The organism is Afifella sp. IM 167 (assembly GCF_020144925.1).
Taxonomy (GTDB): Bacteria; Pseudomonadota; Alphaproteobacteria; order Rhizobiales; family Afifellaceae; genus Afifella.
Window position 1 is genome coordinate 194,431 of sequence record NZ_NSLC01000005.1, and the last position, 20,262, is coordinate 214,692.

At 67.4% G+C, this 20,262-nt stretch carries 18 protein-coding genes; 12 read left to right on the plus strand and 6 right to left on the minus strand.

Annotated features, from left to right (window positions below):
* Positions 1 to 12: 12 nt before the first annotated feature.
* Both ubiB and coaBC read left to right on the plus strand, forming a co-directional pair.
* Complete coding sequence (gene ubiB / locus CLD20_RS10600; protein WP_224406597.1) at positions 13 to 1,584, plus strand: 2-polyprenylphenol 6-hydroxylase; 1,572 nt, start codon at positions 13 to 15, stop codon at positions 1,582 to 1,584.
* A gap of 110 nt (positions 1,585 to 1,694) precedes the next feature.
* Positions 1,695 to 2,909: a bifunctional phosphopantothenoylcysteine decarboxylase/phosphopantothenate--cysteine ligase CoaBC gene (gene coaBC / locus CLD20_RS10605; protein WP_370636859.1), complete on the plus strand. Its 1,215-nt coding sequence runs from the start codon at positions 1,695 to 1,697 to the stop codon at positions 2,907 to 2,909.
* 13 nt (positions 2,910 to 2,922) lie between these two features.
* On the opposite strand, the gene CLD20_RS10610 is transcribed toward coaBC, so the two are convergent.
* Positions 2,923 to 3,567, minus strand: a complete 645-nt coding sequence (locus CLD20_RS10610; RefSeq protein ID WP_224406598.1) for a bifunctional transcriptional activator/DNA repair enzyme AdaA — start codon at positions 3,565 to 3,567, stop codon at positions 2,923 to 2,925.
* 158 nt (positions 3,568 to 3,725) lie between these two features.
* On the opposite strand from CLD20_RS10610, the gene CLD20_RS10615 reads away from it, so the two are divergent.
* A complete protein-coding gene (locus CLD20_RS10615; protein ID WP_224406599.1) occupies positions 3,726 to 4,634 on the plus strand; it encodes a DMT family transporter in 909 nt (302 codons plus the stop codon).
* Positions 4,635 to 4,647: 13 nt separating this feature from the next.
* Here the strand turns inward: CLD20_RS10615 and CLD20_RS10620 are convergent, their stop codons facing one another.
* The 3 genes from CLD20_RS10620 to dctP all read right to left on the minus strand — a co-directional run bounded on the left by CLD20_RS10620 (position 4,648) and on the right by dctP (position 9,969).
* Positions 4,648 to 7,125, minus strand: coding sequence for a glycogen/starch/alpha-glucan phosphorylase (locus tag CLD20_RS10620; RefSeq protein ID WP_224406600.1), 2,478 nt, complete (start codon positions 7,123 to 7,125; stop codon positions 4,648 to 4,650).
* 176 nt (positions 7,126 to 7,301) lie between these two features.
* On the minus strand, positions 7,302 to 8,855 hold the full coding sequence (locus CLD20_RS10625) for a malonyl-CoA synthase (protein WP_224406601.1): 1,554 nt from the start codon (positions 8,853 to 8,855) through the stop codon (positions 7,302 to 7,304).
* A gap of 76 nt (positions 8,856 to 8,931) precedes the next feature.
* Positions 8,932 to 9,969 (minus strand): TRAP transporter substrate-binding protein DctP, encoded by a 1,038-nt coding sequence (dctP, locus tag CLD20_RS10630; protein WP_224406602.1) that lies wholly within the window; start codon positions 9,967 to 9,969, stop codon positions 8,932 to 8,934.
* 309 nt (positions 9,970 to 10,278) lie between these two features.
* Between dctP and proV the strand changes: the two genes are divergently transcribed.
* From proV to cysK, 7 genes are all read left to right on the plus strand, one after another.
* Positions 10,279 to 11,484 carry a glycine betaine/L-proline ABC transporter ATP-binding protein ProV gene (gene proV / locus CLD20_RS10635; protein ID WP_224406603.1) on the plus strand — a complete coding sequence of 402 codons (1,206 nt, stop codon included), beginning with the start codon at positions 10,279 to 10,281 and terminating at the stop codon, positions 11,482 to 11,484.
* A complete protein-coding gene (proW, locus tag CLD20_RS10640; protein ID WP_224406604.1) occupies positions 11,477 to 12,679 on the plus strand; it encodes a glycine betaine/L-proline ABC transporter permease ProW in 1,203 nt (400 codons plus the stop codon). The genes proV and proW overlap by 8 nt, the downstream gene beginning before the upstream one ends.
* A gap of 80 nt (positions 12,680 to 12,759) precedes the next feature.
* Entirely contained in the window at positions 12,760 to 13,791 is a 1,032-nt protein-coding gene (gene proX / locus CLD20_RS10645; RefSeq protein ID WP_224406605.1) for a glycine betaine/L-proline ABC transporter substrate-binding protein ProX, read from the plus strand.
* 118 nt (positions 13,792 to 13,909) lie between these two features.
* Positions 13,910 to 14,932, plus strand: coding sequence for a helix-turn-helix domain-containing GNAT family N-acetyltransferase (locus CLD20_RS10650; RefSeq protein ID WP_224406606.1), 1,023 nt, complete (start codon positions 13,910 to 13,912; stop codon positions 14,930 to 14,932).
* 95 nt (positions 14,933 to 15,027) lie between these two features.
* Positions 15,028 to 15,849 (plus strand): GNAT family N-acetyltransferase, encoded by an 822-nt coding sequence (locus tag CLD20_RS10655; protein ID WP_224406607.1) that lies wholly within the window; start codon positions 15,028 to 15,030, stop codon positions 15,847 to 15,849.
* 68 nt (positions 15,850 to 15,917) lie between these two features.
* On the plus strand, positions 15,918 to 16,376 hold the full coding sequence (locus tag CLD20_RS10660) for a hypothetical protein (RefSeq protein WP_224406608.1): 459 nt from the start codon (positions 15,918 to 15,920) through the stop codon (positions 16,374 to 16,376).
* Between the two features lie 139 nt (positions 16,377 to 16,515).
* Complete coding sequence (gene cysK / locus CLD20_RS10665) at positions 16,516 to 17,508, plus strand: cysteine synthase A (protein ID WP_224406609.1); 993 nt, start codon at positions 16,516 to 16,518, stop codon at positions 17,506 to 17,508.
* Positions 17,509 to 17,552: 44 nt separating this feature from the next.
* On the opposite strand, the gene CLD20_RS10670 is transcribed toward cysK, so the two are convergent.
* Together CLD20_RS10670 and nth are read right to left on the minus strand one after the other, a co-directional pair.
* Complete coding sequence (locus tag CLD20_RS10670; RefSeq protein WP_224406610.1) at positions 17,553 to 17,909, minus strand: hypothetical protein; 357 nt, start codon at positions 17,907 to 17,909, stop codon at positions 17,553 to 17,555.
* Positions 17,910 to 17,997: 88 nt separating this feature from the next.
* Positions 17,998 to 18,720, minus strand: coding sequence for an endonuclease III (gene nth, locus CLD20_RS10675; protein WP_224406611.1), 723 nt, complete (start codon positions 18,718 to 18,720; stop codon positions 17,998 to 18,000).
* Positions 18,721 to 18,742: 22 nt separating this feature from the next.
* Here nth and CLD20_RS10680 point away from each other — a divergent pair, with 22 nt between their 5' ends.
* Both CLD20_RS10680 and CLD20_RS10685 read left to right on the plus strand, forming a co-directional pair.
* On the plus strand, positions 18,743 to 19,276 hold the full coding sequence (locus CLD20_RS10680) for a DUF2244 domain-containing protein (RefSeq protein ID WP_224406612.1): 534 nt from the start codon (positions 18,743 to 18,745) through the stop codon (positions 19,274 to 19,276).
* 89 nt (positions 19,277 to 19,365) lie between these two features.
* A complete protein-coding gene (locus CLD20_RS10685; RefSeq protein ID WP_370636872.1) occupies positions 19,366 to 20,250 on the plus strand; it encodes a methylated-DNA--[protein]-cysteine S-methyltransferase in 885 nt (294 codons plus the stop codon).
* Positions 20,251 to 20,262: the final 12 nt, after the last annotated feature.

The following is a 20,262-nucleotide window of genomic DNA, read 5'->3' on the forward strand; positions in this document are numbered from 1 at the left end:
AGGGTCGCCAGCGTGTTCAATCTCTTCCGCCTTGTCTGGGCGGGGTTTCATATCGTTCGGGCCGGCGCGCTCGGCTTCGTCGATCTCGATGAGCTGCCGCCGGCGGCCGCGCGCGCCGTGCGCTTCCTGCGCCTGTTCGAGCCGCGCGGCCTCACCGATACGGAGCGCGGCAGGCGCCTGTCGGCGCGCCTGCACAAGCTCGGGCCCTCCTATGTGAAGCTCGGCCAGTTCCTCGGAACCCGCCCCGATATCGTCGGCTACGACGCCGCCGAGGCCCTGTCGGGCCTGAAGGACGAGATGCCGCCTTTCCCGACGGAAGAGGCCAAGGCGATCATCGCCGTCAATCTCGGTCGCTCGGTGGAGGAGGTCTTCGCCTCGTTCTCAGAGCCTGTCGCCGCCGCCTCGATCGCGCAGGTGCATCACGCCACGATGCTCGTCGACGGCGAGGAGCGCCACGTCGCCGTCAAGGTGCTGCGCCCGCATGTGCGCGGCGGCTTCCAGCGCGACCTGGAGACCTTCTACGCCGGCGCGCATTTCCTCGAGGGCCTTTCCTCGGAGGGCAAGCGGCTGAAGCCGGTGGCCGTGGTGCAGACGCTGGAGCGCACCGTGCTCCTGGAAATGGATCTGCGCCTGGAGGCGGCCGCCTATTCGGAGCTTTCCGAGAACATCGCCGCCGACACCGATTTTCGCGTGCCGGTCGTCGACTGGACCTGCACGGGCCGCGACGTCCTGACGATGGAGTGGATCGACGGCATCAAGCTGCGCAATACCGCCGCCATCATCGAAGCGGGCATCGACCGGCAGAACCTTGCCCGTATCGTCGTCCAGTCCTTCCTGAGGAACGCGCTGCGCGACGGCTTCTTCCATGCCGACATGCACGAGGGAAACCTCTTCGTCGACTATGACGGCAATCTCGTCGCCGTGGATCTCGGCATCATGGGCCGCATCGGCCCGAAGGAGCGCCGCTTCCTCGCCCAGGTGATCTACTGCTTCATCAAGCGCGACTATCTGAAGATCGCCAAGCTGCACATCGAGGTCGGCTACGTGCCGCCGATCCATTCGGCGGAGGATTTCGCCCAGGCGCTGCGGGCGATCGGCGAGCCGATCCAGGGCCAGCGCGCCAGCGAGATCTCCATGGCGCGCCTCCTCGGCCTCCTCTTCGAGGTGACGGCGCTCTTCAACATGCAGACCCGGCCGGAGCTCATCCTCCTGCAGAAGACGATGGTCGTGGTGGAGGGCGTCGCCCGCCGCCTCGACCCGGACTTCAACATGTGGGCGGCCGCCGATCCGGTCGTCACCGAATGGATGACCCGCCATCTCGGCCCCGCCGGGCGCCTGGAGGAGGCGGCCGATACCGTCCGCCAGCTCGGCGCCTTCGTGGAACGCCTGCCCGACACGCTGACGCGGGTGGAATCGGCCGTCGATCGCCTCGCCGCCTTTTCGGCCGGCGGCATCAAGATCGACGACGAGACGGTGGACCGTCTCGCCGATTCCTCGGCGAAAGAGCTCTTCTGGACCCGTTGGGCGGTCCGCGTGGGCGTGATCGCGCTCGTCGTCATCGCCGGCATCGGCGTCCTCGGCTAGGCCGCGAAGCCTTGGAAATGCGGGCGCATTGGATTGCGTAACCCTTCTCGCCTATCTTCCGCCGCGGACGAATCTGAGGGATCGGCCGATCTCGGCCGGGGGTGCTTGAGGTGACGACGCTGACCAAGAGGCGCATCCTCCTCGTCATCGGGGGAGGCATCGCGGCCTACAAGTCGCTGGAACTGATCCGCCTGATGAAGAAGGCGGGTGTGGAGCTGCGCGTCGTCATCACCAGGGCCGGGGAGGAATTCGTCACCCCGCTCGCCGCCGGCGCGCTCAGCCATGGCCCCGTCCATACCGGTCTTTTCGACCGTGAGGCGGAGATGGATATCGGCCATATCCGGCTCGCCCGCGAAGCCGATCTCATCGTCGTCGCCCCGGCGACGGCCGACCGCATGGCGAAGATGGCGGCGGGGATCGCCGACGACCTCGCCGGTGCCGTGCTTCTCGCCCGCGACGGCCCGCTTCTCCTCGCGCCGGCGATGAACCCGAAAATGTGGGCGCATGCCGCAACCCAGCGCAACTTCCGCCAGCTTCAGGCAGATGGCGCGCATGTCGTCGGCCCCGAAGAGGGCGAAATGGCCGAAAGGGGCGAGGCCGGCCTCGGCCGCATGGCCGAGCCGGCTTCGATCCTCGCTGCGATCGAAGCCATCCTCGGCGCCGGCATCGGGCCGCTCGCCGGCCGCCATGTGCTCGTCACCTCCGGCCCGACCCACGAGCCGATCGATCCCGTCCGCTATCTCGCCAACCGCTCCTCCGGCCGCCAGGGCCATGCCATCGCGCGCGCCTTCGCAGCTGCCGGCGCCAGGGTGACGCTCGTCTCCGGCCCTGTCGGCCTCGCCGATCCGCCGCGCGTTGAGAAGGTGAGGGTGGAGACGGCGCGCGAGATGCTCGCCGCGGTGGAGAAGGCGCTGCCGGCCGATATCGCCGTCATGGCCGCCGCCGTCGCCGACTGGCGCGCCGCGGCGGAAGCGGATCAGAAGATGAAGAAGACGGGGGAGAGCGAGATGGCGCTCGCGCTCACCCAGAACCCTGACATTCTAGCGACGCTCTCCCGCCATGCGCGCCGGCCTCTTCTCGTCATCGGCTTTGCGGCGGAGACGGAGAACGTCGTCGCCCATGCCCGCGAAAAGCTTTCGCGAAAAGGCTGCGACGCGATCCTCGCCAACGACGTCTCGCCGGCGACCGGCATCATGGGCGGGACGGAGAACGCCGTCCATTTCGTCACCGCTTCGGCCGACGAGGCCTGGCCACGCATGAGCAAGGACGATGTGGCAGAGAAGCTCGTCGCCCGCGCCGCCGAGATGCTCTCCGAAAAATCCTGATGGCCGATCCCGCCTAGGGCGCGGCCCGGCTTTCGGGCCGGCGCTCCGCCTTGCGCTCCGGGAGCGTGCCGGATCCCGTCATTGCCTTCCTCCGGAACGCCGAGGGCGGGCGCCCGTAACACGCCGAAAAGGCCGCGTTGAAGCGGCGGATGGAGCCGAAGCCCGCCTCGAAGGCGATCGCGGAAAGCGGCAGCGCGCTTTGGTCGATAAGGCGTTTGGCCCTCTGGATGCGCACCGTCGCGGCCATCCGCGTCGGGCTCGCGCCGATGTGGCGGGCGAAGAGCCGGGCGAGATGGCGCGGGCCGACGCCCAGCCGCTCGGCGAGCGCGGAGACGCCTTTCTCGTCGAGAAAACCCTCCTCGATCAGCCGCACCGCCCGCCCGACGGTCGTTGCCGTGCCGCGCCAGGCCGGGCTTCCGGGTGCCGTCTCCGGGCGGCATCTGAGGCAGGGCCGGAAGCCGGCCTCCTCGGCCGCCGCGGCGGAAGGGAAGAAGACGACGTTCTTCGATTTCGCCGGCCGCACGGGGCAGACCGGCCGGCAATAGATGCGGGTCGAGCGCACGGCGGTGAAGAAGACGCCGTCATAGGCCGGATCGCGCGCAAGCCGCGCCGTGTCGCAGGTCGCAAAGTCGAGATCGGGATGGCCGGTTGCCTTCATGGGCGGACTATGCCGCCCCCGCGCGGGGGGGACTAGGCCGCCCCCGCGCGGGGGGGACTAGCCGCATTCGGACCTCGTGCCGGGACAAGGTCCGAATGCGGCGAGAAGCGAGACCCGGCGCCTGCCACGAAGCCCGCTCAGGACAGCGGGAGAGCGGAATGGCAGCCAAGGACAGATACGGCGAGATAGCGCTTCTCGTCTTCCTCTCGTTTCTCTGGGGAGGCTCCTTCACGCTCATCAAGATCGCGCTGCCGACGGTGCCGCCGGCGACGATCGTGCTGGTGCGGCTTGCGATCGGCGCGGCGTTCCTCCTTGCCTTCGTCAGGGTCCGCGGCATCGCCCTGCCGCGGGCACCGCGTCTCTGGGGCATGTTCGCCGTTCAGGGCATCCTGCAGAGCGCGCTGCCCTTCATGCTGATCAGCTGGGGCGAGCTGCACATCGACAGCGGTCTCGCCGGTCTGCTGACGGCGACACCGCCGATCTTCGTCTTCCTGATCGCCCATTTCGTGCTGCGCGAACGCGAAGCCTGGGCGCGTGAAGTCGTCGGCGTCGTGACGGGACTTGCCGGTGTCCTGGTGATCCTGGGTCCCGCCATCGGCGCGGCCGCGGGAAGCAGCATCCTCGGCCAGCTCGCGGTGACGGGATCGAGCCTCAGCTATGCGCTGGCGGCGATCTATGCGCGGCGCTTCGGCCACCTGCCGGCCCCGCTGACGGCCGCGGCGGCGATGACGATGGCGACGCTGGAGATGCTGCCGGTCGCCCTCTTCGTCGACAGGCCATGGACGCTTTCGCCCGCACCGGAGGCGCTCCTCGCCCTCGCTGCCCTCGGTGTCTTTTCCACGGGCCTTGCGATGATCGTCTTCTTTCGCCTCGTGAAGACGCTTGGCGCCCTCGGGGTCAGCAGCGGCAGCTACCTGAGGGCCGGTTTCGGCGTCTTGCTGGGAGCGGTGGTCCTCGGCGAGGCCTTCACCGTCACCCTTTTTGCTGGTCTCGTGCTGATCTTCCTGGGTGTTGCCGTGACGACCGGGGCGCTCGCCTGGCCGGCAAGGGTAACACCGCCGAAATGAGACCCCGCGCCCGCTACTCCGCGGCTTCCGCGAAGGCCGAGGGCGGCGGCGTGTCGACGCCCCAGATCTCGCGGGCATAGTCGCGGATGGCGCGGTCGGCCGAGAACCAGCCGACACGGGCGGTGTTGAGGATCGCCCGGCGCGACCATTCCTCCTCGTCGGCAAAGGCCGCGTCCACCTGCCGCTGCGTATCGAGGTAGGCGGCGAAATCGGCGGCGACGAAGAAATAGTCGTCGTAGGTGAGGCGATCGACGATGGCGCGGAAGCGGCCCGGCTCTTCGGGCGAGAAGACCCCGGAGCCGATCGCGTCGAGGACGCTCTTCAGCACCGGATGGCTTTCGATGACGGCGCGCGAATCGTAGCCGGAGAGGCGGTAGTTCGCGACCTCCTCGGCGGTGAGGCCGAAGATGTGGATGTTGTCCTCGCCGACGCGCTCGCAGATCTCCACATTGGCGCCGTCGAGCGTGCCGATCGTCAGCGCGCCATTGAGCGCAAGCTTCATGTTGCCGGTGCCAGACGCTTCCATGCCGGCGGTCGAGATCTGCTCCGAAAGGTCGGCGGCCGGAATGATGCGCTCGGCAAGCGAGACATTGTAGTTGGGGATGAAGGCGATCTTTAGCCTGTCCCCGACGACCGCGTCGCTATTGACCGCCCGCGCCACGTCATTGATCAGCTTGATGATCAGCTTGGCCATCTGGTAGCCGGGCGCGGCCTTGCCCGCGAAGATCTTGAGGCGCGGCGTCCAGTCCTTCTCCGGCTCGGCGCGGATGGCGAAATAATAGGCGATCGCCTCCATGATGTTGAGAAGCTGGCGCTTGTATTCGTGCATGCGCTTGATCTGTACGTCGAACATCACGTCCGGAGAGACCTTGAGGCCGAGCCGCTGCTGGATCTCGGCGGCAAGCTTCTCCTTGTTCTCCCGCTTGGCGGCGCGAAAGCGCTCGCGGAAGCCGGCATCGTCGGCAAAAGGCTCCACGGCGTCGATCGCTTCGAGGTCCGCGACCCAAGCTTCGCCGATCGTCTCGATCAGAAGGCTGCTGAGCGGCTTGTTGCACGAATGCAGCCAGCGTCGCGGGGTGACGCCGTTGGTGACGCCGAGGATGCGGCCCGGATAGACCGCGTCGAGATCCTTGAAGACCGTCTGCTTCATCAGGTCGGCATGCAGCGCCGAAACGCCGTTCACCCGGTGGCTGCCGACGAAGGCAAGGTGGCCCATCCTCACGCCGTGCCCGTTGCCGTTGCCATGATCGACGATGCGCACGCGCTCAAGGTCGAGCGAACGCTGGGCGGCCGCGGCCGTCCTCAGATGCTGCTCGTCGATCCACCGGATGATCTCCAGATGCCGCGGCAGCACCGCGCCGAACAGCGTCAGCGACCAGCGCTCCAGCGCCTCCGGCATCAGCGTGTGGTTGGTGTAGGAAAGCGTGTTGCGGGTGATCTGGTAGGCCGCATCCATGCCGATCCCGTGCGTGTCGACGAGAAGGCGCATCAGTTCCGCCACGGCGATCGCCGGATGCGTGTCGTTGAGCTGGATGGCCATCTTTTCCGGCAGTTGCCGGAGGTCCTTGTGGGTCGACAGGAAGCGGCGCAGCAGATCCTGCAGCGAGGCGGAGGTGAAGAAGAATTCCTGCCTGAGACGCAGGTTCTTGCCTTCGTCCGTGGTGTCGTCGGGATAGAGGACGCGCGAGATCGTCTCCGCCCGCACCGCCGAGGCCATGGCGCTCATGTAGTCGCCGCGGTTGAAGCTGGCGAGGTCGATGCGCTTGGCCGGCCGCGCCGCCCAGAGGCGGAGCGTGTTGACGTGGTTGCCGCGCCAGCCGGCGATCGGCGTATCGAAGGCGGAGGCGAGGATCACCTCGCTGGCCTGCCAGACCCGCTTGCCGCTTGCATCCTCGCCGACCGAGCCGCCGAAGGGGATCTGGTAGACGACCTCCGGGCGCTCGAACTCCCAGTTGTGGCCGGTGTTGAGCCAGTCTTCCGGCTCCTCCGCCTGCCAGCCGTCATCCAGGCTCTGGCGGAAAAGCCCGTTCTCGTAGCGGATGCCATAGCCATGCGCCGGGATGCCGAGCGTCGACATGGAATCCAGGAAGCAGGCCGCCAGCCGTCCGAGGCCGCCATTGCCGAGGGCGGCGTCGGGTTCGGAGCGCAGGATCTCCTCATAGTCGCGGCCGAGCATGGTGAGCGCCTCGCGCACCGGCTCCTCGAGGCCAAGATTGATGACCGTGTCGCGCAGAAGGCGCCCGATCAGGAATTCCATGGAGAGATAGTAGACGCGCTTCTGGTCCTGTTCGTAGGCCTTGCGGGTGGAGGCCATCCAGCGATCGACCAGTTGGTCGCGCATGGCCAGAATCAGCGCCGCGCTCCAGTCCTGGCGGACCGAATGCTCCGGGTCCTTGCCGACCGAATAGACGAGCTTGTCGACGATCAGCCGCCGCATGTCCTCGGCGCCGGAAATGCGGCGGGAGGGCGGGGCGAAAGAGTTGGCGTCCATTCGTTGCGTTCCTCGCAATGTCTTTCTATCGGCCTTGTCCGCAGGGCGAATTTCGGCCCCGGCGGCCTCGACGAGCACCGCCGTTTCGGCGAAACGTATAAAGCAAAGCGGCTAACTATCTTAGCCCGCTGGCCAATATCGTTTCAACGTCCGTCGGGTGACCGTCTTAGCCGAAATCACTTCGGCTCGCTTGCCTGAATTTCCGACAGAATCTGTGCAAATTCTGCCCGAAGGCGGCTCTTCTCGACCTTGCCCATCGTGTTGCGCGGCAGTTCCTCAACCACGATGATGCGCTTGGGTTGCTTGAAGCTGGCGAGCCGGTCGCGCAGCGCCGCGCCGATGCTTTCGCACGAGAGCGCCACGCCGTCCTCCGGCACGACGACGGCGACGACCGCTTCGCCGAAATCGGCATGCGGCACGCCGATCACGGCGGATTCGGCGACGCCCGGCATCTCGTCGAGCACCAGCTCGATCTCCTTCGGATAGATGTTGAGCCCGCCGGAGATGATCAGGTCCTTCGCCCTTCCGACGATGTGGACGTATCCGTCCGCGTCGATGAGGCCGAGGTCGCCGGTGATGAAATGCCCGCCCCGGAAATCCATGGCCGTCTTTTCCGGCATGCGCCAGTAGCCCTTGAAGACGTTCGGACCCATCACCTCGATAACGCCGATCTCGCCCCGCTGCTTTTCCTCGCCGCTGCCGGGATCGGCGATCCTGAGCGAGACGCCGGGAAGGGGAAAGCCGACCGTGCCGGCGCGCCTTTCTCCGTCATAGGGATTGGAGGTGTTCATGTTGGTCTCCGTCATGCCGTAGCGCTCCAGCACGTCGTGGCCGGTTCGCTCTGCGAAGGCGGCATGGGTGGAGGCAAGCAGCGGCGCGGAGCCGGAGGTGAACAGGCGCATATGGGCGACGAGCTCGCGGCTGAAGCGCGGGTCGGAGAGGAGGCGCGTATAGAAGGTGGGCACGCCCATCATGGAGGTGGCGCGCGGCAGCGCGGCGATCACCTCGTCGAGCGAGAAGCGCGGCAGGAAGATCATCGATGCGCCGGCCGCCATCAGCGTGTTGCAGGCCGTGAAGAGCCCGTGCGTGTGGTAGATCGGCAGGGCGTGGAGAAGGACGTCTTCGCTGGTGAATCGCCACAGGTCCCGCAGCGCGAAGGCGTTCGAGGCAAGGTTGTCGTGCGACAGCATCGCCCCCTTGGAGCGTCCCGTCGTGCCGGAAGTGTAGAGGATCGCGGCAAGGTCGCTGTCGGAGCGTTCGACCGTGTCGAAAGCGGACGAGGCGGCGAAGGCGGCCTTCGCCAGGGTCCCGTCCGGCTCTTGCGCCGTGCTGGCCGTCCCGAGCGTCTCCAGACGTGCGCCGCGCGCCTCGGCGGTCTCGCGCAGCCTTTCGGCCTTCGCCGGATCGCAGACGAAGATGGCCGGCTCCGCATCGCCGACGAAATATTCCAGCTCCGCCGGCGTATACCCGGTGTTGAGCGGCAGGAAGATCGCGCCGGCCCGCACCGTGCCGAGATAGAGCATCAGCGCCCCGATGCTCTTTTCCACCTGTGCGGCGACCCGCTCGCCCGGCCTGACGCCGAGCGAGACGAGCGCATTGGCGAAGCGCGCCGAGGCTTTGTCGAGGTCGCGGTAGGTGAGGATGCGCCCGTCGGCGAGTTCGGCGAAGGGCGTCGCCTGTGCGCTGCCGGAAAAGGCGGCGGCGAGGCGGGAATAGAGGTTCCGGTCCATGAAACCTTCTTTGGCGGCTCTTGGGCGGCACTTGCAAGTTCGACGATGCCGCGCTGGAGGAGATGGCGCCGCGCGCTCAGTCGAGGCTGATCGCCTCGTCGATGAGCTTCTTGCCGTCCGGGCTGTCGCGCAGGAAGTCGCGGAAGGCCGATTCCTTGGCGACGGCGAGCCACTGGTCGAACTCCGCCCGGCCCATTTCCTGGACTTCGACGCCGGCCGCGCGGTAGGTCTCGACGAGCTTTGCCTGCAGCGCCTTCGCCTCTTCCGCCCCCATTTCGGCCGCCTTGGCCCCGGCGGCCTTCAGCGCCTTCTGCTCGTCCTGTGAAAGCCCGTCCCAGGCGGGCTTGGCGATGACCAGCGGCTCGTAGCTGATGAAGACCGTTTCCTCTCCGGGCGCGGTCAGGCATTTGGCGGCTTCGGCAATCCCGTCCTGCAGCAGCGTTTCCGAAGAGGCGAAGATACCGTCTAGCACCCCGCCCGCCATCGCGTCGGCGAGCCGTGAGCGCGGCGTCTCGGCCACGGCGGCGCCCGCCTTGATGAGGATGGTTCTGAGCGCCGGCGCCTCGGCGTGCAGGGTCTTGCCGGCGACGGCGGCGGGACCGGTCAGGCAGGCGCCGGCAGAGGCATGCCCGCCCGAGAGCCAGGCATCCGCGATGACCACGAGGCCGGCTTCCTCGGCCCTGGCGCGCAGATCGCGTCCGAAGGCCGATCCGTTCAATCGCTCGGCGCGGGCAAGGCTGCGCACCAGGCCCGGCAGGAGGGCGGCCGCAAGCGCCGGCTCCGGTGCCGCCGAGGCGGCGAGCGGCAGGGCGGCGATGTCGATCCGCCCCGAGGAGAGCGCGGCGCGCAGCTCGGCCGGGGTGCCGCCGGCATCGGCGGGAGAAAGGTCGATGGCGATCTTCGTCTCGCCCTCGTTCGCCGCTTCCTTCAGCCGCTCCAGCATGCGGCGATGAAAGCTCTTTACCTCGCTCGGGCTGCCGGGGCCGACCATCCCCGCCTTAAGGCCCGCCGCGGCGGCAGGAGAGATGCTCGCCGCAGCAAGGGCGAGGAAAACCGCGGTAAGGGCGGCGCGCATCGTGGCGCGGCCACGCAAAGCGAGATCGCTCGCTGTCATCGTTCCTCCGGATGGGTTCTGCGGATGGGTCCCGTTGCGCCGAAGCGGGAAGATCGCCGCCGAATGCGACCAGAGCTTGGCACGGGCAACTCGCGGGCTTCCCGCGAGGCACGGCGTGCCCCTCTCGTCATCAGGAAGGCGTTGCGCGAAGGTGATGCGGTGCAGCAAAATCAAGCGAAATTTCAGCATTTGTGCGGCGTTTGGCCGCCCCGGACAGGTTTCGACGGTTGACATTGAGCCGATGTCAACCTACCCCTCCGGTCAACAAACCCATCCTATAACAAAAACGCAAAACAAGGACCAAGCGACTTGAGCGAAAGCGAGACGCTTGTTGTCAGGAATCTTTTCAAGGTTTTCGGCGACGATCCGGGCAAGGCGATTGCCCTTCATGAAGACGGACTAAGCAAAGACGAAATCTTCGCCAAGACTGGCATGACGGTCGGCGTCTGCGATGCGAGTTTTTCCGTAAAGGAAGGCGAGATCTTCGTCGTGATGGGCCTCTCCGGCTCCGGTAAATCGACGCTGGTGCGTATGCTCAACCGGCTGATCGAGCCCTCCGCGGGTGAAATCGTGGTCAAGGGCAGCGACATCGCCAAGATGTCGGAAAAAGAGCTCATGGAGTTTCGTCGCAAGCACATCTCCATGGTCTTCCAGTCTTTTGCGCTGTTGCCGCATTTGACCGTCCTGCAGAACGCAGCCTTTGGTCTGGAGCTTGCCGGCGTCGCGCCGGCCGAGCGCGAGGCGCGGGCCAATTCGGCGCTGTCGCAGGTCGGGCTGGAGCCCTATGGCCATTCCTATCCCAACGAACTTTCGGGCGGCATGCAGCAGCGCGTCGGGCTCGCCCGCGCGCTCGCCAACGACCCGTCCATCCTTTTAATGGACGAGGCCTTCTCCGCCCTCGACCCCCTTATTCGCACCGAAATGCAGGATGAGCTTCTGACCCTTCAGGAAGAGCAGCAGCGTACCGTCATCTTCATCTCGCACGATCTCGACGAGGCGATGCGCATCGGCGACCGGATCGCCATCATGGAAGGCGGCCGCGTCGTCCAGGTCGGCACGCCGGACGAGATCCTCAACAATCCGGCGGACGATTACGTCGCTTCGTTCTTCCGCGGCGTCGACGTCTCCAACGTGCTGACGGCCGGCGACGTCGCCGTGAAGGAGCAGGTGACGATCGTCGAGCGCGACGGCAACGTGCGCAGCGCCCTGCAGCGGATCGGCAAGGCCGACCGCGACTTCGCCTATGTCGTCGATCGGCGTCAGCATTTCCACGGCGTCGTCTCGGCGGCATCGCTGGAGAAGGAAGCGAAGGCGGAAAAGCCGGAACTGCGGCACGCCTTCCTTGCCGACATCGAACCGCTCTCGGCCAAAACGCGGATCGGCGAGATCATCGGACAGGTGGCTTCGGCGCCTTGCGGCCTGCCGGTCCTCGACCAGGAGGGCCGCTACGTCGGCGTCGTCTCTCGCGCGCTCCTCCTGGAAGCACTCGACAGGGAGGGCTCGGCAGATGCCTGAGACAAGCAATAATCCATGGGCTGCGGCCAGCGGCGGCGACGCGGCGGGCGCGACTTCGGCAGAGACGGCTCAGGCCGGGGCCGACGCCGCCAGCAGTGCGGCCTCTTCGGGCGGCGGTGCGGCCCAGGCGGCCGGCGATGCGGCTAGTTCCAATCCCTGGGGCAACGGCGCTCCGGCGGGCGGCGGCGGTACCAGCACCGATTGGCTGAGCCAGGCTGCGCCCGCGCCGGAGAACCATTTCAACATCCTCCATCCCTTCGATTTCACCATCATCCCGCTGAACGACTGGGTTGAGACCTTCCTCGACTGGGTGGTGCTGCATTTCCGCCCGCTCTTCCAGGCGGTCCGCCTGCCCATCGACTGGGTCCTGACCAGCATCCAGTCGACGCTTCTGGGCGTGCCGGCGCTTGTCATGATCCTGCTGCTCGGCCTTCTCGCCTGGCAGGCGGCGGGTCCGCGCCTCGGCATCGGCGCCCTCGCCGCGCTCACCTTTATCGGGCTGATCGGCGCCTGGGACGAGAGCATGATCACGCTCTCCCTCGTCTTCACGTCGGTCTTCTTCTGCATTCTGATCGGGCTGCCGACCGGCATCATGCTCGCCCGCAGCGACCGGGCGGCATCGGTCTTGAGACCGATCCTCGACGCCATGCAGACGACACCCGCTTTCGTCTATCTGGTGCCGATCGTCATGCTCTTCGGCATCGGCAACGTGCCGGGCGTCATCGTCACGATCATCTTCGCGCTGCCGCCGCTGATCCGTCTCACCAATCTCGGCATCCGCCAGGTTCCAGGAGACCTCATCGAGGCGGCCAAGAGCTTCGGCGCGTCGCGTCACCAGCTCCTCTACAAGGTGCAGCTGCCGATCGCGATGCCGACCATCATGGCGGGCGTCAACCAGACACTGATGCTCGCTTTGTCGATGGTGGTGATCGCCTCGATGATCGCCGTCGGCGGCCTCGGGCAGATGGTGCTCAGGGGCATCGGACGACTCGACATGGGCCTCGCCACCGTCGGTGGCGTCGGCATCGTGCTTCTCGCCATCATCATCGACCGCATGACCCAGTCCCTCGGCGTCACCAAGCGCGATCGGGGCAACCTCGCCTGGTACGAGAGCGGACCGATCGGTCTCGTGCGGCGGGCATTGGGTCGAACCGGGGCCCGGCCGCAGGCCGAGCCCAGAACCAGCGAGGCGTGAGGGCGCTTCCTGCGCCGCGCGTCTTGCACCTCATCCGCCGGCTGCGGCCGGCCGAACCAACAGATCATGGAGATCACCACATGAAACACATGCTTCGAACGACGACCTTGCGCGGCGCAGCTGCCGCGACGGGTCTCGCCGTTGCCCTCATGGCGGGCTCCGCGCTCGCCCAGGACAAGCCGGGCGAGGGCGTCGAAGTCATCCCGCTGAAGTCCTCGATCGCCGAGGAGACCTTCCAGACCATGCTCGTCATGAAGGCGCTCACGGAACTCGGCTACGACGTGCAGCCGATCAAGGAGCTGGAATACGCCACCGCCTATGTCGCCATCGGCAACGGTGACGGCACCTTCCTGGCCGACGGCTGGTTCCCGCTGCATCAGGATTTCTACCAGGAAGCCGGCGGCGACGATAAGCTCTCGGCCGAAGGCGTCTATTCGCCGGGCGCGCTGCAGGGCTACCTGATCGACAAGAAGACGGCCGAAGAGCACGACATCACCAATCTCGGCCAGCTCAAGGACCCGGAGATCGCGAAGATCTTCGACAACGACGGCGACGGCAAGGCCGACCTCACCGGCTGCACGCCGGGCTGGGGCTGCGAGAAGGTGATCGAGCATCAGCTCGACGCGTTCGAGCTGCGCGACACCGTCACCCACAACCAGGGCTCCTATTCGGCGATCATCGCCGACACCATCACCCGCTACAAGCAGGGTGAGCCGGTCCTCTACTACACCTGGACGCCCTACTGGGTGTCGGGCGTTCTCGTGCCGGGCAAGGACGTGGTCTGGCTGAACGTGCCGTTCTCCTCGCTGCCGGGCAGCCGCAGCGACGTCGATACCGCCCTGCCGGACGGCTCCAATTACGGCTTCCAGGCGAACGACCAGAAGATCGTCGCCAACAAGGAGTGGGCCGAGGCGCATCCTTCCGCCGCCAAGCTGTTTTCCATCATGAAGGTGTCGGCCAACGACATCTCCGCAGAGAACCTCTTGATGCGTGACGGCGAGGACACCGAGGCCGACATCGAGCGCCACGCCGATGCCTGGATCAAGGGTCATCAGGAAGAGTGGAACAAGTGGCTCGAAGAAGCCCGCGCCGCGGCTGGCGACGCCAGCTAAGCGCTCCAGCGCCTGATTGAGAAACCGGAAAGGGCCGGTCCTGCGGGGCCGGCCCTTTTTGCGTCTCGGCCGTCGGACCGCGATTGCGGAAGGGATCTCGCTCGCATAAAGTTGCTTCATGCAACTATCTTCCGATAACCCCTCTCTCGTCCCCGACATCCGCGCCGCCTCGCGCGATCTCGTGCGCGAGCTCGGCTTCCTGAACCGCACGCTTGCCGGCACCGACCTTTCCCCCTCCGCCGTGCATGCCATCGTCGAGATCGGCCTTGCCGGCGCGCTTCCGGCCCGCGCGCTCACCGAAAAGCTCATCCTGGAGAAGTCGACGGTCAGCCGTCTCCTCGTTTCCCTCCTGGCGCGCGGTCTCGTGACGGAAAAGCGCTCGGCCGAGGATGGCCGGGTCAAGCAGCTGAGCCTGACAGCGGCGGGTGAGGCGCTTCTTGCCCGTATCACAGGCTACGCCGAGGACCAGGTGCAGGGCGCGCTCGCGCCGATGTCCGGCGAGGCGCGCCGGAACGTGCTCCTCGGCCTGCGCAGCTACGCCGACGCCCTCGCGGCCCATCGGCACGCGGCGAGCGGCGCAGATCGCGGCGCAGAAGCGGGCCCGGGCGGGGGGCGAGACAGGAGCGGAGAGGGCAGAGCGATCGTGCTCGGCACCGGCTACCTTCCCGGCATCGTCGGCCGCATCGCCGAAATGCACGCCACCTACTATTCCCGCACCTCCGGTTTCGATGCGGCTTTCGAAGGAAGGGTCGCGGCGGGTCTGGCCGATTTCGTCACCCGCCTCGACCGGCCGCAGAACGGCCTCTGGCACGCGGCGAAGGCGGGCCGTATCGGCGCCTCGATCGCCATCGATGGCGAGGATCTGGGCGCTGGCCGCGCGCATCTGAGGTGGTTCATCGTCGATTCGGAGCTGCGTGGCGCCGGCCTCGGCGGCCGTCTTCTCGCCGAGGCGCTCGCCTTCTGCGACGCGCGGGGCTTTGCCGAGACACAGCTCTGGACGTTTCGCGGCCTGGATGCCGCCCGGCACCTTTATGTGCGCCACGGCTTCGTCCTCGCAGAGGAATATCGCGGCGACCAATGGGGCAGGGAGGTCGTCGAGCAGCGCTTCGTGCGCCGGGCCGATGAGGCCGCCATGCCTTGAGCGTCGGGCGCGCCGCCGCGTGCCTTCGGACACGGCGCGGCTTGCGGCAAGGCGCCATTTCGCGGTCTTCTGGCCATGCCCGCGGCGACTGGATCATGAGCACGAACGAAACGACACTTCGCACCGAGCGCCTTTGCCTGCGCCCGCTTCGCATGGCGGACCGGCCGGCTCTGGTGGAGACCGTCTTCTCCGACCCGCTGGTGATGAAGGGCCTCTTCCACGACGCCTCCGAGCCGCACAAGCGCGACGACTTCGCTCGCAAATGGTGCGATTCGCTCGGCATCGACGGCGAGAATGCCATCTGGAGCGACGGGGGCATCGGCGCCTTCGCCGTCACCGACGCTTCCGGGATGTTCGCGCCAAAGGACAGGCCGATCGGCATCGTCGGCTTCTTCGGCATGGCGCGCGAGGCCGGGAAATGGTCTGGCGAACTCTTCTACGCCCTCGGCTCCGCCTTCCACGGCAAGCGCGTCATGAGCGAGGCGGCGGCCGCTGCGGTCGCGGCTTTCCGTGCCCTGCCCGATGCCGGCAGGCTCTATGCGGTCTACTGGGCGCATCTCAACCCGGCCTCGGGCCGGACCCTGCGCCGCATCGGCTTCGTCGACGCCGGCACCACGCCTCTGGTGGAGGAGTTCGGGCGCGAACGGGTCGAGAGCCTCTGCGGCTTCGAGCGCTGGCGGCTTTCCGTGACGCCGCCGGCCGAGGTCGGACTTGCCGCGCGCGAGGCCGCGATCAAGCTCGGACATATCGCGGCGGAGGGGATCGGCAGCCGCGAGCAGGCGCTCGCATCGATCCTCGAAGCGACCTCCCACGCGCCGCCGGGAGCGGTACGGGCCGAAGATATAGGCCCCGCCTTCGATCTCGGCCTGCATACGCCGGGTCTCGCCCTTCTCACCCTCACCGCCGATCCCACCTGAGCCCCCATGCGGCGGCCGGCGCATCCTTTTGCCCTTCCCGCCGTTGCAAGATGCAAAGGGAGGTGCTCTTGAGCCGATACACCAACGCCATGCTGGGCGGCCTTGTCGGGGGTCTCGTCGTCAGCGCCGCGATTGCCGTCGCCCGCCAGAGCGGACTGGGGCATGCCGCCGTCTCCGACGACGAGGAGGCGCTGCTCGACCGCCCCTCCGACGCGCTACGCCGCCGCGACCGGGCGAGCGCCTTCGCCTCGGCCCAGGGCAACCATCTTCTCGCCTCCATCGGCTTCGGCCAGGCCTATGCGGTAGTGCGCGAACGCCTGCCGGACGTTCCGCCGGTGCTGCTCGGAGCGGCCTATGGAGCTCTCCTGCACGCCGTCACCACGGCGGGCCTCGGCCATGCCGTCGGCATTGCCCGGGGCGAGTTCCGGGCGCCGGAGGGCGGGGCGGTGAAGCGCTTCGGCGCCCATGTCGTCTTCGGCATGGTCACGGCGATCGCCACGGACTGGATCGAGCGCAGGCGGGGCTGACGCGCAATTTCATTCCTGAAACGGCGCCTGCCACAAAATTTGATTCTGTTGCTCCGCAAGGCGCTGGGCCCGCTCGCCTCGCCCCGGCCCCCTTTCGGCCCTAGCCTATAGCCAACGGAAAAATCCTCAGGAGGATGCCATGAACGAACAGGCTCTTCAGCGCGACGTCACCGGCAAGAAGCCCGGTCGCGGTCGCATCTACAATTCCATCACCGAGACGATCGGCGACACGCCCATCGTCCGGCTCGACAAGATTGCCAGGGAGAAGGGCGTCAAGGCCCACCTTCTCGGCAAGCTCGAATTCTTCAACCCGATCGCCTCGGTCAAGGATCGCATCGGCGTCGCCATGCTGGAAGCGCTGGAGCGCGACGGCAAGGCGGAGCCCGGCAAGACGGTGCTGATCGAGCCGACATCCGGCAATACCGGCATCGCGCTCGCCTTCGCCGCTGCCGCCAAGGGCTACAAGCTGATCCTCACCATGCCGGAGACGATGTCCGTCGAGCGCCGCAAGATGCTGCGCCTGCTCGGCGCGGATCTCGTCCTGACGGAAGGCCCCAAGGGCATGAAGGGCGCCATCGCCAAGGCCGAGGAGCTGATCGAGGCGACGCCGAATGCGGTGATGCCGCAGCAGTTCGACAATCCGGCCAATCCGGAGATCCACAGGAAGACCACCGCCGAGGAGATCTGGAACGATACGGGCGGCGAGATCGACGCCTTCGTCGCCGGCATCGGCACGGGCGGCACCATCACCGGCGTCGGTCAGGTCCTGAAGGGCCGCAAGCCCGGCCTGTTCATCGCCGCGGTGGAGCCGGCCGAGAGCCCGGTCCTTTCCGGCGGCTCCTCCGGCCCGCACAAGATCCAGGGCATCGGCGCGGGCTTCGCGCCCTCCATTCTGGACACCGAGATCTACGACGAGGTGATGCAGGTCGCCAGCGACGAGGCCTTCGAATATGCGCGGCTATGCGCCCGGCTGGAGGGCATTCCGGTCGGCATTTCCTCCGGGGCGGCCATCGCCGCCGCGGTGAAGCTCGGCCAGCGGCCGGAATTCGAGGGCAAGAACATCGTCCTCATCATCCCCTCCTTCGCCGAGCGCTATCTGTCCACGGCGCTGTTCGAGGGGCTGGAGGCCTAGGCTTCGCGCAGAAGACGAGAAAGGCGGCCTGCGGGCCGCCTTTTTCATTTCAGGGGCTCGGCGGCCCCGCTCGCGTGCCATTGCAGGGCGCCGATGACGAAAGCGACCGCAAGGCCGACAATGCTGATCGGGATGACGCTGTAGAGCCGGGCTATGGCGATGTCGCCGCGCCGCCGGGCGCGGAGCGCCTTGACGAGCCCATAGAGCGAGACGAGGACGGCCGCGAAAATGGCGGCGATCGTGGCGTCGCGGACATTGCCGAGAACGCCGAGGAAGGGCGCGATGCTCGCCATGCCGGCCACGACGAGGAGGACGAAGACGGCAAGCCCGATGCGCGTCGCCGCAACGAGCGCGACGGCGACCCAGAACCAGACGACAAGCCGGAATGTCAGCGGTCCCATCGGATGGCTCCCCCGTGCCGATAGCTCGGCCATGCCGCCCTCATCCTAAAGGGCAATGCGCGAAGGGCCAGACCCGGGCGCGCCGGCATCATCCCTTCGCCAGCACCGCGCCCGCCGGCTCCGTCTTGTCGCCGTAGCGGCAGATGTCGGCGATCACGCATTCGGGGCATTTCGGCTTGCGCGCGACGCACACATAGCGCCCGTGCAGGATCAGCCAGTGATGCGCGTGGAGCGCGAAGGCGTCCGGCACGACCTTTTCCAGCGCCAGTTCCACCGCCAGCGGATCCTTGCCCGGCGCCAGCCCCGTGCGGTTCGCGATCCGGAAGATATGCGTGTCGACGGCCATCGTCTTCTCGCCGAAGGCGACGTTGAGCACGACATTGGCGGTCTTGCGCCCGACGCCCGGCAGCGCCTGGAGCGCCTCGCGGCTTCTGGGCACTTCGCCGCCATGCTCGGCAAGCAGCCGCTCCGACAGCGCCACGACATTCTTTGCCTTGTTGCGGAAGAGCCCGATCGTCTTGATGCGCTCGCGCACCGCGGCCTCGCCGAGCGCGACCATCTTCTGAGGTGTCGGCGCATCCGCAAAGAGGATGCGGGTCGCCTTGTTGACGCCGGCATCCGTCGCCTGCGCCGAGAGCACGACGGCGACGAGAAGCGTGTAGGGATCGGTGTATTCCAGCTCCGTTTCCGGCGCCGGACGCGCCTCGCGCAGCCGCTGGAACAGCGTTTCGATCTCGGCCTTGCTCAGCCGGGAGGCCCGGCCGCGTGGGGGCTTCTTTTTCGCCGTTGGGGTGAGGGTGCTTTTTGCCATCGCTTCCCTATAATGACTACAAATGAGCGAGAGCAACGTGCCTTCAGCCCTGGCGTCTTCGCCGGCCGACGAGCCGCTGATCTTTGCCGCCACGCTCACCCCCCACCGATCCCTGGGGCCGGCCGGCTACAGCGCCTTCATGCTCGTCTTCGGCGCCACCTGTTTCTTCTCCGGCCTTCTCTTCTGGCGCATCGGCGCCTGGCCGATCGCCGGCGTGTTCGGCCTCGACTTCGCCGTCATGTGGTTCGCCTTCAAGCTCAACTATCGCTCGGCCCGCGCCTTCGAGGACGTGGCGGTGAGCCGCAGCACGCTCGTCATCCGCAAGGTGGCGCCGAACGGCAGGGCCGCCGAGCTGAGGCTCGACCCCTACTGGACGCGCCTTGAAGCGCGCGAGGAGGAGGATGAGGGGATGATCCGCCTTGCCGCGGTCTGCCGCGGCATGGCCGTGCCGATCGGCGATTTCCTCAATCCGGACGATCGGGCGAGCTTTGCCCGGGCTCTTGGCGATGCCCTGGCGCAGGTGCGCAGCCCGCCTTCCCTTGCCGGCAGCGTCTGAACCGCGGGGAGCGGCGGCAAGAATCGGGTGGCATGCCCGTCCCGGCCGGCGCATCTTTTGCCGGTATGCAACGATCCGCGACCAACGTCATGACCATGCAGAGCCCGCTTCCGACCCTTCCCCAGGATGACGACTACGCCGTCGTCTGCTCCGTCATCGCCTATCTCACGGAGCATTACCGCGACCAGCCGGAGCTGGAGGAGCTCGCGCGCCATGTCGGCATGACGCCGACGCGGCTGCAGAAGCTCTTCACCCGCTGGTGCGGCCTCTCCCCCAAGGGCTTCCTGCAGGCGGTCACGCTCGACAATGCCCGACGGCTCCTCGACCAGTCGGCGAGCGTCCTCGACACCACCTACGAGGTCGGCCTGTCCGGGCCGGGCCGCCTGCACGACCTCTTCGTCACCCACCACGCCATGACGCCAGGCGGCTACAAGGGCCGGGGCGCCGGCATGGAGATGGTCTGGGGCTTCCACGCCTCGCCCTTCGGCAAGGCGCTGCTGCTGGCCACCGAATACGGGCTGACCGGCCTCGCCTTCGCCGAGGACGGCGCCGGATCGGGAAGCGAGCAGGAGGTGCTCGCCGACATGCAGGCCCGCTATCCGCAGGCGACCTACCGCCACGCGCCGGAAGAGACCGCCGCCTATGCCAGGCGCGTCTTCGATCCGGCCGCCTGGCGCGAGGAGGAGCCCTTGCGCATCGTCTTCATCGGCTCCGATTTCGAGGTGCGCGTCTGGGAGACGCTCCTGAAGATCCCGTTCGCCCGCGCCACCACCTATTCCGACATCGCCCGCAAGATCGAGAGGCCGAAGGCGGCCCGCGCCGTCGGCGCCGCGGTGGGAAGAAATCCGATCTCCTTCGTGGTGCCCTGCCACCGGGTGCTCGGCCGCTCCGGCGCGCTGACCGGCTATCATTGGGGCCTCACCCGCAAGCGCGCCATGCTCGGCTGGGAGACGGGGGTCGCGGCGGGCGTGTGAGCCGGCCGGCAA

What these genes read in the sequence shown, in the direction of transcription:
- CLD20_RS10610 (WP_224406598.1), bottom strand. Translation starts at nt 3,567, where the DNA reads ATGAAGGCAACCGGCCATCCCGATCTCGACTTTGCGACCTGCGACACG.
- CLD20_RS10615 (WP_224406599.1), top strand. Translation starts at nt 3,726, where the DNA reads ATGGCAGCCAAGGACAGATACGGCGAGATAGCGCTTCTCGTCTTCCTC.
- CLD20_RS10620 (WP_224406600.1), bottom strand. Translation starts at nt 7,125, where the DNA reads ATGGACGCCAACTCTTTCGCCCCGCCCTCCCGCCGCATTTCCGGCGCC.
- CLD20_RS10625 (WP_224406601.1), bottom strand. Translation starts at nt 8,855, where the DNA reads ATGGACCGGAACCTCTATTCCCGCCTCGCCGCCGCCTTTTCCGGCAGC.
- dctP (WP_224406602.1), bottom strand. Translation starts at nt 9,969, where the DNA reads ATGACAGCGAGCGATCTCGCTTTGCGTGGCCGCGCCACGATGCGCGCC.
- proW (WP_224406604.1), top strand. Translation starts at nt 11,477, where the DNA reads ATGCCTGAGACAAGCAATAATCCATGGGCTGCGGCCAGCGGCGGCGAC.
- proX (WP_224406605.1), top strand. Translation starts at nt 12,760, where the DNA reads ATGAAACACATGCTTCGAACGACGACCTTGCGCGGCGCAGCTGCCGCG.
- CLD20_RS10650 (WP_224406606.1), top strand. Translation starts at nt 13,910, where the DNA reads ATGCAACTATCTTCCGATAACCCCTCTCTCGTCCCCGACATCCGCGCC.
- CLD20_RS10655 (WP_224406607.1), top strand. Translation starts at nt 15,028, where the DNA reads ATGAGCACGAACGAAACGACACTTCGCACCGAGCGCCTTTGCCTGCGC.
- cysK (WP_224406609.1), top strand. Translation starts at nt 16,516, where the DNA reads ATGAACGAACAGGCTCTTCAGCGCGACGTCACCGGCAAGAAGCCCGGT.
- CLD20_RS10670 (WP_224406610.1), bottom strand. Translation starts at nt 17,909, where the DNA reads ATGGGACCGCTGACATTCCGGCTTGTCGTCTGGTTCTGGGTCGCCGTC.
- nth (WP_224406611.1), bottom strand. Translation starts at nt 18,720, where the DNA reads ATGGCAAAAAGCACCCTCACCCCAACGGCGAAAAAGAAGCCCCCACGC.
- CLD20_RS10680 (WP_224406612.1), top strand. Translation starts at nt 18,743, where the DNA reads ATGAGCGAGAGCAACGTGCCTTCAGCCCTGGCGTCTTCGCCGGCCGAC.
- CLD20_RS10685 (WP_370636872.1), top strand. Translation starts at nt 19,366, where the DNA reads ATGACCATGCAGAGCCCGCTTCCGACCCTTCCCCAGGATGACGACTAC.